The sequence below is a fragment of the Paenilisteria portnoyi genome (assembly GCF_014322795.1).
Lineage (GTDB): Bacteria > Bacillota > Bacilli > Lactobacillales > Listeriaceae > Listeria_A > Listeria_A portnoyi.
Map to the genome: position 1 here is coordinate 72,004 of NZ_JAASTT010000002.1, position 14,450 is coordinate 86,453.

Below are 14,450 nucleotides of genomic sequence, written 5' to 3' on the forward strand. Positions count from 1 at the left end.
TTCAAATAAAGCGCTTGCTCACTATTTCTTAACTTGTTGGTACTAAAAGCGTGAATGAAATATCGTCTTTCTTCAAATCAAGAGCATCCACACGCACTTTCATGTCACCTTTTAATTTCAGTTTATTCATATCAAGATAAATTTTCTTTCGTTTTGGAGAAACCGTCACCCAATCAGGCAATTCCACCTGACTCTGAACATACTTCATCGCGACAGAAACCGGCAATGGTAGCGCCCCAATTCTCAAATCAACTTGCTGCAAAACAATCACGCCATCCTTGCGCAAAGTAGGCGTAAAATTAAGTCCAAGATCTACAGGCTGCCCTAAAAAATGTGCCTCTGCAGTAAAAACAACATCGTCCGCTAAATACACATCATATTTTATATCCGCATCATTATCTTTCTGAAAATCTTGTAAATAATGCGCAATCAATGCATTCAAATCCGCCTTATTCGTCGATGTTGGAAATTCAACCATATCCTTCGTGCTCACCTTACGCCCAGCATCTTCCGGCACATGTGGTGAAAACCAGAAAATCGACATATAAAGCCAAGCCACGCTGAGCACTAATATCCCGACAAATGCCAGAAACACCCATTTCCAATAGTTTGTTTGCTTATCTTTTGACCCCAACAGCCGTCACCTTCTCTACTCTATATTTCCTTTTTGTATCGATGTCACCATTTGTTCGTATAAAGCTTCTGCCATTTTTTGATATCCACTATGATTCGGATGAAATAAATCAGATGACAGGTTTGGATTCGCCTTCCCCGTTTTCGTTGCCGCACGCTCTTCCAATTGCTTATTAACCGAAATAAAGTGTGTATCATTCACTTTCGCCAACGTCTCTTTTGTTGAGGCATTCCAATCAGCAATAATGTCATCCAACACTTTCATCTCGCTAAAATAAGTCGTATACGGATTGTAAATGCCAAACACATAAATCGGCGCATCCGGATTTAAATCACGAATTTCATCTAAAAATTTCGTCAAATTGGCATCGAATTTCGCATTTGCCTTCGTAAAATCGGATTTCTTCGCATCTAGCAGCTTAGAACGAATGACTTTCACCACATCATTTCCACCAATCGTAATCGAAATCGCATTGGCATCTTTGACATCCCTTTGAAAATCAGGCTGTGTATCTAAACGTTTCAACAACTGGTCACTCCGGTTTCCACCAACACCGTAATTTTCCGTCGTCACGCTTCTGACGTCTTCGCGCTTGGCCAGTTTGGATTCAATGATACCAACATAGCCACCATCATTTTCCTCATCGCCAGAACCTTCTGTTAACGAATCTCCCATCGCGACTAGATTGATTGCCACACGCGCCTCTTCACGCTTCCTGTCCTGCTCTTTTTGGATAAAATAAAAGGTAAGAATGGCCGCGAGGATGATGATAGCAATCCCCGCAAGCCAATATTTTTTCTTATTCAACATCTTCACCTAACCTACTCTGTATAGTAAATCATCGCAAACGCACCGTTTCCAGCATGTGTTGAAATAACCGAATCGGCATTTAACAATAATACTTCCGGCAAGTGGAAAATTTCTTTGGCATGTGCTCTGATTTCTTCGGCCATTTGCAACCCATTCGCGTGTACCACATTGAGTTCCTTGACCTTCTTCGTTTCCGCTTTTAAAACATCTACTAAATAGTCCATCGTTTTTTTCTTACTGCGAATCTTAGCTTCTTCAACAAGCGCGCCATCTTGCAACTTGGCAATCAACTTGATGTTCAAAAGACTGCCGATAATACCTTGCATCCGGCCTACACGTCCACCTTTAATCAGGTTTTCGAGGGTCACGACACAAATATACAGCTTTGTTTTCGCGCGAATAGATGATATTTTGGTTAAGATGTCTTCTACCGTACTAGTTCCAGTTTGGGCCATTTTTGCCGCTTCAATGACTTGGAACGCCAAGGCACGCGCGATATAATCGGAATCAATGACCGTTACTTCGCCATCTACCATGTCCGCAGCTTGTTGTGCCGTTAAAACGGTTCCGCTTAATTTCTCCGTCAAATGAATGGCCAATACTTCACTACCATCCGCTGTTAATTCCTCAAATAAGGCTACAATATTGCCAATTGCTGGTTGTGATGATTTCGGAAGCTGTTTCGAAGTTGCCATTTTTGCCATGAAATCAGCTGGCTCAAGTTCTGTCGCATCGTAAGTTTCCCCATCAATTTCGACAGTTAATGGTAGAATATGAATGTTATATTTCGCCACTTCTTCAGGCGTTAATCCTGCAGTTGAATCAGTCACAATTTTTATTTTCGTCATTACTTCCACATCCAATTCTAGATTTCTTCTTTCTATTATAGCAAGAAAATCACAATAGTACTATTCTAATAGCTAAATATCAGGCGGAAGTTGTACCTAGGGACAATCGTTTTCGTATTCTTTACACTATCTTAAACTTTCAAGGTCTTTTCTCACTTTCTATTTCTTCAAAAAAAGCGTATGATAAGGATAATAATCGAAAATTTAATTTTTCAGAAAAGTTTGGTGATAAATATGCACGAAGCGTACAATTGGAAAGAAGAAGTGGCGAATGCGGTCACACATGGTGTTGGTTTTTTACTTAGCATTCCTGCCCTTGTCATGCTCATTATTTTTGCGATACAGCGGGATAACCCGATTTATTTAGTCAGTTTTTTAATTTACGGCATTTCATTGATGTTGCTGTATTTCTGCTCGACGATGCTACACAGTTTCAAGCCTGGAAAAGCCAAGCAGCTATTTAATATATTGGATCACGTTGCCATTTATGTTTTGATTGCCGGATCTTATACGCCACTTGTTTTGATTACATTGCAAGGATCGCTCGGCTGGACCTTATTCGGTGTCATTTGGGGACTTGCTGCAGCAGGAATCGTATATAAATGCTTTTTGCTCGGAAAATGGAAACTAATTTCGACGCTTTTCTATCTATTGATGGGCTGGCTCGTTATGATCGCCATTAAACCGCTCTATCTAACACTAGAGCCCGTTGGATTTTGGTTACTTGTAACCGGGGGCATCATGTTTACTGTTGGCGCCGTTTTTTATAGCATTCCAAAAGTTCCTTATATGCACGCGATTTGGCATCTGTTCGTGATCGCAGGCACCGGTTTTATGTATTTCTGTATTTTGTTTTACGTATAGGTAACAAAAAGGCATCCCGCGAAAAACAGGATGCCTTTTTGCTTGGAAAGCCATTTTATTTCGATGTCATCATCCCAAAAATGAGGAAAAAGATGCATAATACCAACAATACGAGCGCGGGAGAAAGCACTACAAACCAGACAAGAACGAATAACCCTGTGAGTAAACCGATAAACAAGGCCAAGTGTATCCAGGCCAGCCGTTCCTCTGGGACCCGATATAAATGAAATGTTCCCGAAAAAGCAAGAACATACACCAAAACCGAGCTAAACAGGAAGAAAACAACGAAATGATATGATACATCTGGTAAAATGAGCATTTTGATACCTGCAGCGGTTGTTGATAGCGATAAAAAAATAAATAAGTGGCCATAAATAATCAGTTGCCCTGCTGTCTGCTGTTCTTTGTCCAATTTTTTCTCTAAGTTATCAAAATACTGCCACCAAATCAGCAATACTAAGATAATAGCGCAGGCCGCGTAAAAAATCAGGCCAAGATCCATCACTTCCGTCGATAGTACAGAAATAATCGCGACAATCGATTCTCCTAGTAATATGATTGTAAACAAACCAAAGCGTTCCAACAAATGCTCCGTATGAATCGGAACTTGACGTAATCGCTTGCGGCCTATTAGCGGCACTAAAATATCCAATACGATTCCTACATAAAGCATGATATAACGCCATTCTCCGTCTAAAAACAAGGAGATGGAAGATACTAAAATCCCAATCCAAAAGTATTTACCTAGAAAAAGCGCCACGTTCCTGCGAGCTGCTTTTTCTTTTTTTGCAGCAAAAAGATATTGAATCGCCGTAATCATTCTCAATCCGATATACCCTATAAAAAAAGTGATATACGTTTCGTCAAAATGAATATTAAAACTAGATATCATCAATAATACGAACATAATCTCTAGTCCGATGAGCAGTCGTTGCGGTAACAAATCATTGCCATAGCGATTGATAAATAACGTCTGCCCTGTCCAAGCCCACCATAGCGGCACAAACATGAGAACAAACTTCCAAAAAATGCTCGCATCGATTGCACCATCTTCCATATATAGTAGCACATGTGTGACTGACGCAATTGCCCCAACAAATAATAAATCAAAAAATAACTCTAACCATGTTACCTTTTTCGGCACAAGAGAACGCCCCCTTTTCTTTCGCTAATTATAACGAAGCTGTGTGAGGGAAGCAAAAAATGAGATTATTACTTTTTATTAGTATGACACATTAATCATTTGCATTCTATTATGTCATACTATATAATAAACAGCATATCCTATATCGAAATGAGGTGGGCCAAATAAAGCTCTCAGCACGACAACTAGCCATCATTGAATTTGTGAAAGTAAACGAACCTGCAACAGGCGATCAAATCGCGCGTTCTTTAGAGTTAACCCGCGCCACGATTCGCGCTGATTTATCAATTTTGACGATGACTGGTATTTTAGATGCCCGTCCGAAAGTCGGTTATTTTTATTCGGGACTCGATTTAAATCCTACCATCTATGAAGATATTCGCCATTTGAAGGTAGCTGAAATTATGACGATACCTGTATTTGTAACGAAGGAAACCTCGATTCACGATGCAATTGTCACCCTTTTTTTAGAGGATACTGGCAGTTTATATGTAATCGAAGCGTCAGAGCTGATTGGTATTGTCTCTCGCAAAGATCTGCTAAAAGGCGCGCTTGCTGACACCGATAAAAAGGCGACACCAATTGCGACGATTATGACGCGGATGCCTAATATTTTAACCGTCACAAAAACAGATTCTGCCCTCTACGCAGCGCAACAACTCGTGATTCATCAAATTGACTCTCTGCCTGTTATGGAAGGCAAAAAAGCAATTGGAAAAGTTTCTAAAACACGATTGACGCAACTTTTCGTGGATACGTTCAAAAATGAATAAATCGGAGGTAAAAATGAAGTCTACTGTCATCATTTATGTTATTTCAGACGCCATCGGAGAAACCGCACAACATCTTATTCGCGCTTCCACCGCTCAGTTTACATTAGAAGGCGGTGCTGATATTCGCCGTCACGCCTTTGTTCGCGACGAGGAAGCCTTGCTTGAAATTTTAGAAGAAGCAAAAAAAGCGGACGCAATTATCGTCCAAACCTTGGTACAAAAGAAGTTAAGCACTATTTCCAGCGACTATTGCGCCAAGCACCACCTGCCCTGCATCGACCTTGTATCCAACCTCACCACCGCTATCGAACAGAAAACGGGGCAACAATCTAAAGAAGATCCTGGAAATATGCGCAGGTTAGATCAACATTATTTCGACCGGATTGCGGCCATCGAATTTGCCGTTAAGTATGATGATTGCAAGGATCCACGCGGTTTATTGGAAGCAGATATCGTGCTGATTGGCATTTCCCGTACTAGTAAAACACCACTTAGCAGCTATCTCGCCAACCAAAACTACAAAGTGGCCAATGTTCCGCTCGTTCCAGAAGTTCCGATTCCAGCAGAGCTCACCCAGATTCCGAGAAATCGCATCATCGGTCTAACAAACAGTCCAGAAAAACTCTCCGCCATCCGCAAAGTTCGCCTAAAATCGATTGGTTTGGATGAAACAAGCAGTTACTCGAGTGAAAACCGTATTTTAGAGGAACTTGACTACGGATATCGTATTTTTAAACAGCTCGGATGCCGTATCATTCAAGTAGAAGACAAAGCTATTGAAGAAACCGCAGCCCTAATCATTGAAAACGTGAAATAAAAATCTAATGTTAGAGGTGACTATTTTGAGAAAATTTGTGTATCATTTTAATGAAGGTTCGAAGGAAATGAAGTACTTATTAGGTGGAAAAGGTGCCAATTTAGCCGAAATGACAAATATTGGACTGCCTGTTCCGCCTGGCTTTACGATTTCAACGGAGGCTTGTAAAGACTACAATGAGCACCATCAATACTTATCGGACGATATTTATGCTGAAATGATGACACATCTACACATTTTGGAGGAAGAGACTGGGAAGAAATTTGGCGATACGACAAACCCTCTCCTCATCTCCGTGCGTTCCGGTGCTCCTTTTTCAATGCCCGGGATGATGGATACGATTCTAAATCTAGGGCTGAACGATCAGTCGGTTCTCGGACTTGTGAAAGCTACCAATGACGCGCGTTCTAGCTATGATTGTTACCGCCGTTTTATCCAGATGTTCGGCGATGTTGTTTTTCAAATTCCTAGTTATCGTTTTGAGCAAGCGCTTACCGATTTAAAAGAACAGAAAAATTATACGCTGGATACAGAACTTTCCGCTGACGATTTGCAAGATTTGATTGCCACATACAAAGCGCTTTACGTCAGTGCTTCTGGGCGCGATTTCCCGCAAGATCCCTTCCAACAATTACGCCTATCGATTACCGCTGTTTTTGATTCATGGGAAAATCCGCGGGCTGCTGTTTATCGTCGCCTCCATCATATTGATAACCAACTTGGAACCGCTGTCAATATTCAGTCGATGGTGTTTGGAAATACTGGTGATACGAGTGGGACAGGCATTGCTTTTACACGAAATCCTTCGACTGGCGAAAATCTCTTTTTCGGGGAGTATTTGTTGAATGCGCAAGGTGAGGATGTCGTTGCTGGGATTAGAACACCAGAGCCGATTTCACATTTGGAAGACATGATGCCCGAGGTTTATAAACAATTGCTCGAAGTCGCCGCCCTACTTGAGTTACATTATTTGGACATGCAAGATATTGAATTCACGATTGAAAAAGGCGAACTTTTTGTACTGCAGACGCGTAATGGGAAGCGGACGGCGCAAGCGGCCATCAACATTGCGGTGGATCTCGTACATGAAGGGAAGTTAACAAAAGAAGAAGCAATTATGCGGATTGACACGGCTCAAATTGACCAACTACTCCACCCTTCTTTTGATGAAACAAGCCTTCATGCAGCGACATCACTCGCAACTGGCCTCCCTGCTTCTCCTGGTGCAGCGACGGGTCAAATTTATTTTAATGCCGAAGATGCGGTTGATGCTGCTGAACGCGGTGAAAAAGTCGTACTTGTACGCAATGAGACATCACCGGAGGATATCGAGGGGATGGCAAAAAGTGTTGCGATTTTGACGGCGCACGGTGGCATGACATCGCACGCGGCTGTTGTCGCTCGTGGTATGGGAAAATGTTGCGTTGCGGGATGCGATTCGATTGCGATTGATGAAACGAAAAAAGTGATGCAAAGTGCTACAGCTACGTTAAAGGAAGGCGACTTTCTCTCACTGAACGGTTCGACTGGGAGTATTTATCTTGGTGAAATCCCACTTGTCGAGACAGAAATCGGTGGTCATTTTGAAGAATTGATGAGCTGGGTGAACGAGGCGAAGAAACTCGTTGTTCGTGTGAATGCGGATTCTCCTGATGATTTGGAAGTCGGATTGCATTTTGGCGCAGAGGGTGTTGGACTTTGCCGAACGGAGCACATGTTTTTCCAAGAAGACCGAATTCCGCACGTACGTCAAATGATTATCGCGGAGACGAAGGAAGAGCGGATGATTGCTCTCGCCCATTTGAAAGAGATGCAAAAAGCTGATTTTGTAGGCATTTTCCGAGCTGCTAATGGAAAACCCGTGAATATTCGCCTGCTGGATCCACCGTTACATGAATTTTTACCGAAAACCGATCGTGATATTGAAAAATTGGCGCGAGAAATCGGGAAACCTGCGGAGGAAATTAAGCAACGCATACATGATTTAGCGGAAACGAATCCAATGCTTGGACATCGCGGTTGTCGCTTGGCAATCACATTCCCGGAGATTTATATCATGCAAGCCGAAGCGATTATTGAAAGCGCGATTCACATTCATGACGAAGGTATTGCGGTGTACCCTGAGATTATGGTTCCTCTTGTTTCGAGTAGAGAAGAGATCGCGATTATTAAGAACCAGCTGAAAGAAGCGATTCAAACGATATTCCGAAAAGAGCAATTGGTGTTGCCATTCGATATTGGGACGATGATTGAAATTCCGCGCGCATGTGTTACGGCTGATGAAATTGCTGAGGAGGCACAATTTTTCAGTTTTGGAACCAATGATCTAACGCAATTGACGTTTGGATTTTCTAGAGATGATGCGAATAAATTCTTATACGCGTACCAAGAACAGAAAATTTTGCCGACAGATCCGTTCCAATCGATTGATCAAAAAGGCGTTGGAGCACTTGTGACCACTGCTGTGCAACGCGGGCGAATGACAAATCCAGCGCTTAAAATGGGCGTTTGCGGAGAGCATGGTGGCGATCCTGCTTCGATTCAGTTCTTCCATCGGTTAGGATTGCAATATGTTTCCTGCTCGCCATACCGGATTCCGATTGCTCGGATTGCAGCGGCTCAAGCGTCGATTTTGGAGGAGCGGGAGAAAGTGACTGTATAGAAGATGAGGCCCTGGGTGGTGATGGGATATCGCTGCTTGGGGCTTTTGTTGAGGATTTTTATGAAGTATTTCTTGCTGAATTAGATCCTCAATAGGCATGCGAACGCAGTGAGCAGGTAATCCATCCGTGGATCTTATGCGCAAAACTAAGACGCCGCCCTGCCACTCGAATATTGAAACACCTTGGTTTTTGCTTGTTGTCCTGCTTAGAATCGGTTGCTTTCTAGAACATTAATGTGGAATGAACCCCCTTTTTTGTTGATCCGCTCGAAATTTTCGTGGCCTCCGTAAAAGTCAAAGGAGGACTTTTATGTTATGGCTCTTATGAGGCATCATTCGCCGATTTAGAGCCTCAATACGAGTGTGAGCAAAGCGAGCATTCGTTCCTTGTACTCCAACAAATCTGGACGGCGGACTAATAATGATTTGGCAGTCATTCATAACCTGGCAATCTTATTCGCGGGAACGCTCGGTGCTTTGACTTATCATCGCCTCCAGATCTAGCTTCAACGGCCAACTCCTCGAAAACTTCACGCCCTCCGCAAAAAGCAAGAGCGGCTTTTTACTGCGGCCGCTCCAGTTTTTTTCGGAGCTGAACGGGCCGTTTCAGCTTTTCGTTCTTGACAAACCTCCTTTTTCCATGTAATCTAATACCAACAAATCTTATCGGAATTATACGTTTTCGTAATTTCTGGATTTAAAAAGGGAGGATTTTTTTATATGGATACAGCATTTTTAATTATTAATTTAGTCGTGGCTGCCATCATCATTTTCATTTTTGGTTGGCTTGCGAAGCGTCATGTTTCATTTTCAAAACGGGTGCTACTAGCGCTTGGTATCGGTATTGTCGCTGGTTTTGTCTTGCAATTTATTTACGGCGCGGCGTCCAGTGTCACAACGCAGACGACGGATTGGCTGGGGATCATCGGTGGCGGGTATGTCAAACTGCTACAAATGATCGCTATCCCACTTATCTTCATCTCCATTGTTACTGCTTTTACGCGTTTGCAATTAAAAACCAATATTGCAAAAGTCGGTATGTGGATTATCGGCACGCTAGTCATCACGGCTGCCATCGCGGCTTTCGTTGGTATCGGGGCTGCCCTTCTATTCCATCTTGACGCCAGCAATATTTCACAAGGCGCTACCGAAGCGGCTCGTGCAACGGAACTTCAAGATAAATTTGCAGGAATCAGTGATTTATCGTTCCCGCAAAAAATCGTGGAGCTCTTGCCTGCTAATCCATTCCTTGATTTCACTGGTGCACGCGCGACTTCCACTGTTGCCGTCGTTATTTTTGCAGCATTTATCGGGGCCGCTTTCCTTGGTGTACAGCGCAAGCAACCCGAAGAAGCTGCTACATTCGCAAAGGGTGTCGACGCGATTTATGCGATTATTCTTCGTATCGTGAAGCTGATTCTTCGCTTAACTCCATATGGTGTTTTTGCGATTATGACAAGCACCGTTGCCCTAAGTGATACGTCCGCGATTTTAAAACTTGGGAATTTCGTCCTTGCATCTTACGCAGCGCTCATCGCGATGTTTATTATTCACCTCGTGATTGTCGCTTTCACAGGAACAAGTCCGATGACCTATATTCGCAAATCATTACCTGTTCTAACGTTTGCTTTCACTTCTAGAACGAGTGCTGGTGCGATTCCACTGAATATTGATACCCAGAAAAAATTAGGCGTGCCAGAAGGTATTGCGAATTTTGCGGCATCATTCGGTTTATCCATCGGGCAAAATGGCTGTGCTGGGATTTATCCGGCAATGCTTGCGATTATGATTGCTCCAGCGGCTGGTATTGATCCATTTTCTTGGAAATTCATTTTAACCGTCGTGCTCGTTGTTGCAATTAGCTCATTTGGTGTTGCTGGTGTTGGTGGCGGTGCAACTTTTGCCGCGATCATCGTACTCTCCACGCTGAACTTGCCAATCGGTCTGGCTGGTGTATTAATTTCCATCGAGCCACTGATCGATATGGGTCGTACAGCGCTGAACGTAAGTGATAGTATGGTTGCCGGACTTGTTACAAGCAAGGCTACCGGTGAGCTAAAAGAAGAAGAACAAACATTGGCAGAAGCATAAACAAAAAATGGCGTTAAATCAAGGACCCAAACCTTGACTTAACGCCATTTTTATATTGTTTTTCTGGTTTTCAGTGTCGGTACAATCAGTCCTGCTAAAACGAGGCAAATCGCTAAATAGGTAAATGTTATCGCGTAAGAACCTCCCGAAATATCAAGTAATATGGGTTGTCACACACCAATCGATAAAATAAACAAGAGCTACAAATGAGCCCTTGCTATCCTGACCATAATTAAAAACAAGCTGACAATCAAACTCAATATCATATATTTTGCAAACGAGAACAGCGCCGTCACAATACTATCTGAGACACCGCTTGCCCCCAACATTAGGCCAGCACCGACAAATAATAAGCTCACCAAAAAATAGCCTAATACGTGAAACCTCAATCGCATTTCCTTTGTCGTATCCATTCGCTAAAACCTCAATTATTTCCTATTTTTTCATACCAGCCATACCAGAAATCAAGCTCATTTTTAGCATCTCGAACGCCGTCCACACGCTTCGTTAACTTCCAATCCGACCACTGAATTGCTGGAAAACGTGTATCTCCACCACAATTCGCCTCGACATGCGTCACAATAAGGGCATCAGCATCTTCTAAAAACAAGTGATAAATTTCCGCGCCGCCAGTAATAAACACGTTTTTCTCGGCCGCCAGCTCCAATATTGCCTCTTTCGAATGCACCACTTTTGCGTCTGGTAAAGTGTAGCTCGTATCACGTGTCAAAACGATGGTTTCCCGGTTCGGCAACGCTCTTCCAATCGATTCGTACGTTTTACGCCCCATCACGATGGTATGCCCGTTCGTTTCCCTCTTAAAATGTTGCAAATCAGCAGGTAAACGCCACGGCATCGTATTACCCTTGCCAATGTAGCCATCCCTATCCTGCGCCCAAATAAACGTTAACATCGTCGTCCTCCTCAAACTGAAATCGGTGCTTTAATCGCTGGATGAGGATCGTATCCCTCAAGCGTCACATCTGCCACATCAAAATCAAAAATCGATGCCGGTTTGTCCGATAAAACAAGTTTTGGCAATGTGCGAGGCTCACGCGTCAACTGCTCCTTTACCTGCTCGATATGATTATTGTAAAGATGCGCATCTCCCATCGTGTGCACAAACTCACCGACAGCAAGACCCGTTTCCCGTGCAATTAAATGCGTCAAAAGCGCATAAGAAGCAATATTAAACGGCACACCTAAGAAAATATCCGCGCTTCGTTGGTACAACTGACAACTGAGTTTCCCATCCGCCACATAAAATTGAAACAGCGTATGACACGGTGGTAACGCCATGCTCGGCACATCCTCTGGGTTCCAAGCTGATACAATCAGACGTCGCGAATTCGGGTTCGTCTTAATCATCGCAATCAAATCCGCCAGCTGATCAATCGTTTCCCCAGTCGACATCCGCCATTCCCGCCACTGTTTTCCGTAAATATTTCCAAGCTCACCGTATTGCGCCGCAAAAGCATCATCCGCCAAAATCCGCGCCTTAAAGCTCGCCATTTCTTCCAAATAAACCGCCTTAAACGACTCATCAGATTCTGCACGCAAACCAAAATCCGTCATGTCTGGACCATTGTAATCCGCGCTCTTCACCCAACGCTCAAACGCCCATTCATTCCAAATATTATTATTATGCTCCAAAAGGTAACGAATATTCGTGTCCCCATGCAAAAACCATAACAATTCACTGACAACCAATTTAAAAGGAACACGCTTCGTCGTCATGATTGGGAAACCTTCCGCCAAATCATAGCGCATTTGGTAACCGAATGTACTAATCGTTCCAGTCCCCGTCCGGTCCCCTTTTTGCGTGCCATTCTCCAACACAAACCGCTCCAACTCCAAATATTGCTTCATTTATTCATGCCCCCACTTCTCACTTAATCAGCAAACTGCGACAAATATTCCCAACGTTCCATCAAACGTTCTAACTCTGTTTCAGCCTCTAAAAGCGCACTATTTAACTCATTCGCCTTCGTAAAATCCGAACCAACCGTTTCCAAATCAGCATTAATCGTCGTAATCTTAGCCTCTTGCGCCTCAATCAAACCTTCAATTGACGCCCACTCACGCTTCTCTTCGAATGTATGCTTGACCTTTTCTTTCGGCTTCTCCACAACAACTTCCTTCTCCGGCTCCATCGCGAACATTTTCGACTTTCCTTTGCGCGACTCATAATCCGTCAAGAAATCACTATACTCACCTAGATACGTCTCAATCTGGCCAATCCCCGTGAACACCAACAGCTTCCGAGCAATCTTATCCAAAAAGTAGCGATCATGGCTGACCGTAATAACCGTACCGTTAAACGTCTCCAAATAATCCTCTAAAACCGTCAGCGTCTGTGTATCCAAGTCATTCGTCGGCTCATCTAGCAAAAGCACATTCGGACGCTCCATCAAAATTTTCAACAAGAACAGACGACGCTTCTCGCCTCCCGATAAACTCCCGATTTTCTTCCCGTGCGTGATTGGTGGAAATAGGAATCGTTCCAACATATTAGAAACCGAAACCACTTCACCGTCCGATGTTTTCACCACTTCACTCGCTTCTTGCAAATACGCAATCATCCGTTGATCTGGGTCCATTTCCTCATTTTGTTGCGTATAATAACCGATTCGAACGGTTTGCCCAGTTGCGATTTCACCAGTATCAGGCGTTACACGACCAGCTAGCATATTGAGCAATGTCGATTTCCCAGTCCCGTTATTTCCGGTAATCCCGATGCGCTCACCAGGCTGAATAATCAAGCTGAAGTCCTGCAAAACATGTTTCTCCGCAAAACGTTTATCCACATTTTCGAGCGTAAATACCTGTTTACCCAGCCGTGACGTCGCAAAATCAAGTTGCAATTCCGTATCATCCGTCTTTGATTTCACTTTCCCCTCCAAGTCAGAGAAGCGATCTTGACGCGCTTTTTGCTTCGTAGAACGGGCTTTCGCACCACGACGCATCCAAGCAAGCTCTTTCCGGTACAAGTTACGATTTTTCTCGCCTTCACGCATTTCATTTTCCATCCGAATCGCCTTGGACTCCATAAATTTCTCATAGTTTCCAACATAGCGATACGCCGTGCCGCGGTCAATTTCCAACATGTGATTCGTGACACGATCCAAGAAATACCGATCATGCGTCACAAGTAAAACCGCACCACGAAACCGATTCAAATAATCTTCCAAGAAGCGAATCGATGTAAAATCAAGATGGTTGGTAGGCTCATCCAAAATTAGCAAATCAGGCGTTTCAATCATCACTTTTGCAAGACCCACACGCTTACGCTGTCCACCAGACAACGATCCAACTTTTGCCGTCAAATCCGTAATCCCTAAGCGATCTAGAATCGTTTTCGCATCCGTGTTCACATCCCAGGCATTCGTCGCGTCCATCGCATGCTGCGCCTCCGTAAAACGATCGTGCAATTTCGTATCATCCGGATCAATCGCCATTTCAAGCAACACCTGCTCATACTTCCGGACAGCTTGAAGCGCCCGCGTCTCCCCTTGGAAAACCTCCTCAAGCACCGTATGCTCATCCATCAAGACTGGATCCTGCGCCAAGAAACCAATCGTGTAGTCCTTCGCCTTGGTAATCGCGCCCTTATCGCCTTCTTCCATTCCTGCAATAATCGAAAGCAGCGTCGATTTCCCAGTACCATTCACTCCGATAACTCCGATACGCTCGCCTTCCGTAATCGCAAACGTCACATCTTCAAAAAGACTTTTCTCGCCGTATGTCTTCGTCAAATTTTCTACTTTTAATTGTTTCATTACTTCCCATCCATTCCGTATATGTCTC

The 14,450-nt window shown here is 43.6% G+C and carries 13 protein-coding genes; 5 read left to right on the forward strand and 8 right to left on the reverse strand.

Annotated features, from left to right (window positions below; all coding sequences use genetic code 11):
• Positions 1 to 28: 28 nt before the first annotated feature.
• Genes HCJ66_RS01790 through HCJ66_RS01800 form a run of 3 tightly spaced genes read right to left on the reverse strand, consistent with a single transcriptional unit; the run spans position 29 to position 2,292 of the window.
• Positions 29 to 634: a YpmS family protein gene (locus HCJ66_RS01790; RefSeq protein WP_246438506.1), complete on the reverse strand. Its 606-nt coding sequence runs from the start codon at positions 632 to 634 to the stop codon at positions 29 to 31.
• 15 nt (positions 635 to 649) lie between these two features.
• Positions 650 to 1,444: an SGNH/GDSL hydrolase family protein gene (locus HCJ66_RS01795; protein WP_187131616.1), complete on the reverse strand. Its 795-nt coding sequence runs from the start codon at positions 1,442 to 1,444 to the stop codon at positions 650 to 652.
• 11 nt (positions 1,445 to 1,455) lie between these two features.
• Positions 1,456 to 2,292, reverse strand: coding sequence for a DegV family protein (locus tag HCJ66_RS01800; protein ID WP_181675268.1), 837 nt, complete (start codon positions 2,290 to 2,292; stop codon positions 1,456 to 1,458).
• A 234-nt stretch (positions 2,293 to 2,526) separates the two neighbouring features.
• Between HCJ66_RS01800 and trhA the strand changes: the two genes are divergently transcribed.
• Positions 2,527 to 3,156: a PAQR family membrane homeostasis protein TrhA gene (trhA, locus tag HCJ66_RS01805; RefSeq protein WP_222717378.1), complete on the forward strand. Its 630-nt coding sequence runs from the start codon at positions 2,527 to 2,529 to the stop codon at positions 3,154 to 3,156.
• Between the two features lie 55 nt (positions 3,157 to 3,211).
• Here the strand turns inward: trhA and HCJ66_RS01810 are convergent, their stop codons facing one another.
• Positions 3,212 to 4,300, reverse strand: a complete 1,089-nt coding sequence (locus HCJ66_RS01810) for a low temperature requirement protein A (protein ID WP_187131617.1) — start codon at positions 4,298 to 4,300, stop codon at positions 3,212 to 3,214.
• Positions 4,301 to 4,455: 155 nt separating this feature from the next.
• Between HCJ66_RS01810 and ccpN the strand changes: the two genes are divergently transcribed.
• The 4 genes from ccpN to HCJ66_RS01830 all read left to right on the forward strand — a co-directional run bounded on the left by ccpN (position 4,456) and on the right by HCJ66_RS01830 (position 10,643).
• Positions 4,456 to 5,073 (forward strand): transcriptional regulator CcpN, encoded by a 618-nt coding sequence (ccpN, locus tag HCJ66_RS01815; RefSeq protein ID WP_187131618.1) that lies wholly within the window; start codon positions 4,456 to 4,458, stop codon positions 5,071 to 5,073.
• Between the two features lie 13 nt (positions 5,074 to 5,086).
• Positions 5,087 to 5,890 carry a pyruvate, water dikinase regulatory protein gene (locus HCJ66_RS01820; RefSeq protein WP_187131775.1) on the forward strand — a complete coding sequence of 268 codons (804 nt, stop codon included), beginning with the start codon at positions 5,087 to 5,089 and terminating at the stop codon, positions 5,888 to 5,890.
• A 25-nt stretch (positions 5,891 to 5,915) separates the two neighbouring features.
• Positions 5,916 to 8,552 carry a pyruvate, phosphate dikinase gene (gene ppdK, locus HCJ66_RS01825; RefSeq protein WP_187131619.1) on the forward strand — a complete coding sequence of 879 codons (2,637 nt, stop codon included), beginning with the start codon at positions 5,916 to 5,918 and terminating at the stop codon, positions 8,550 to 8,552.
• A 720-nt stretch (positions 8,553 to 9,272) separates the two neighbouring features.
• Complete coding sequence (locus HCJ66_RS01830; RefSeq protein WP_187131620.1) at positions 9,273 to 10,643, forward strand: L-cystine transporter; 1,371 nt, start codon at positions 9,273 to 9,275, stop codon at positions 10,641 to 10,643.
• 200 nt (positions 10,644 to 10,843) lie between these two features.
• Here HCJ66_RS01830 and HCJ66_RS01835 read toward each other — a convergent pair whose 3' ends face one another.
• From HCJ66_RS01835 to HCJ66_RS01850, 4 genes are read right to left on the reverse strand one after another with little or no spacing between them, the layout of a single operon-like run.
• Entirely contained in the window at positions 10,844 to 11,056 is a 213-nt protein-coding gene (locus tag HCJ66_RS01835; protein ID WP_187131621.1) for a hypothetical protein, read from the reverse strand.
• Between the two features lie 11 nt (positions 11,057 to 11,067).
• The gene (locus HCJ66_RS01840) at positions 11,068 to 11,556 is read right to left on the reverse strand and encodes a dihydrofolate reductase (protein ID WP_187131622.1); all 489 of its coding nucleotides are present in this window, start codon (positions 11,554 to 11,556) and stop codon (positions 11,068 to 11,070) included.
• 11 nt (positions 11,557 to 11,567) lie between these two features.
• Positions 11,568 to 12,512 (reverse strand): thymidylate synthase, encoded by a 945-nt coding sequence (locus HCJ66_RS01845; RefSeq protein ID WP_187131623.1) that lies wholly within the window; start codon positions 12,510 to 12,512, stop codon positions 11,568 to 11,570.
• 23 nt (positions 12,513 to 12,535) lie between these two features.
• Positions 12,536 to 14,422, reverse strand: a complete 1,887-nt coding sequence (locus HCJ66_RS01850; RefSeq protein WP_187131624.1) for an ABC-F family ATP-binding cassette domain-containing protein — start codon at positions 14,420 to 14,422, stop codon at positions 12,536 to 12,538.
• Positions 14,423 to 14,450 lie beyond the last annotated feature (28 nt).

Bases quoted from the DNA above. Each gene is read 5' to 3' on its own strand.
- HCJ66_RS01835 (WP_187131621.1), bottom strand. From the start codon at position 11,056: ATGGATACGACAAAGGAAATGCGATTGAGGTTTCACGTATTAGGCTAT.
- trhA (WP_222717378.1), top strand. From the start codon at position 2,527: ATGCACGAAGCGTACAATTGGAAAGAAGAAGTGGCGAATGCGGTCACA.
- HCJ66_RS01820 (WP_187131775.1), top strand. From the start codon at position 5,087: ATGAAGTCTACTGTCATCATTTATGTTATTTCAGACGCCATCGGAGAA.
- HCJ66_RS01795 (WP_187131616.1), bottom strand. From the start codon at position 1,444: ATGTTGAATAAGAAAAAATATTGGCTTGCGGGGATTGCTATCATCATC.
- HCJ66_RS01850 (WP_187131624.1), bottom strand. From the start codon at position 14,422: ATGAAACAATTAAAAGTAGAAAATTTGACGAAGACATACGGCGAGAAA.
- HCJ66_RS01800 (WP_181675268.1), bottom strand. From the start codon at position 2,292: ATGACGAAAATAAAAATTGTGACTGATTCAACTGCAGGATTAACGCCT.
- HCJ66_RS01840 (WP_187131622.1), bottom strand. From the start codon at position 11,556: ATGTTAACGTTTATTTGGGCGCAGGATAGGGATGGCTACATTGGCAAG.
- HCJ66_RS01845 (WP_187131623.1), bottom strand. From the start codon at position 12,512: ATGAAGCAATATTTGGAGTTGGAGCGGTTTGTGTTGGAGAATGGCACG.
- HCJ66_RS01830 (WP_187131620.1), top strand. From the start codon at position 9,273: ATGGATACAGCATTTTTAATTATTAATTTAGTCGTGGCTGCCATCATC.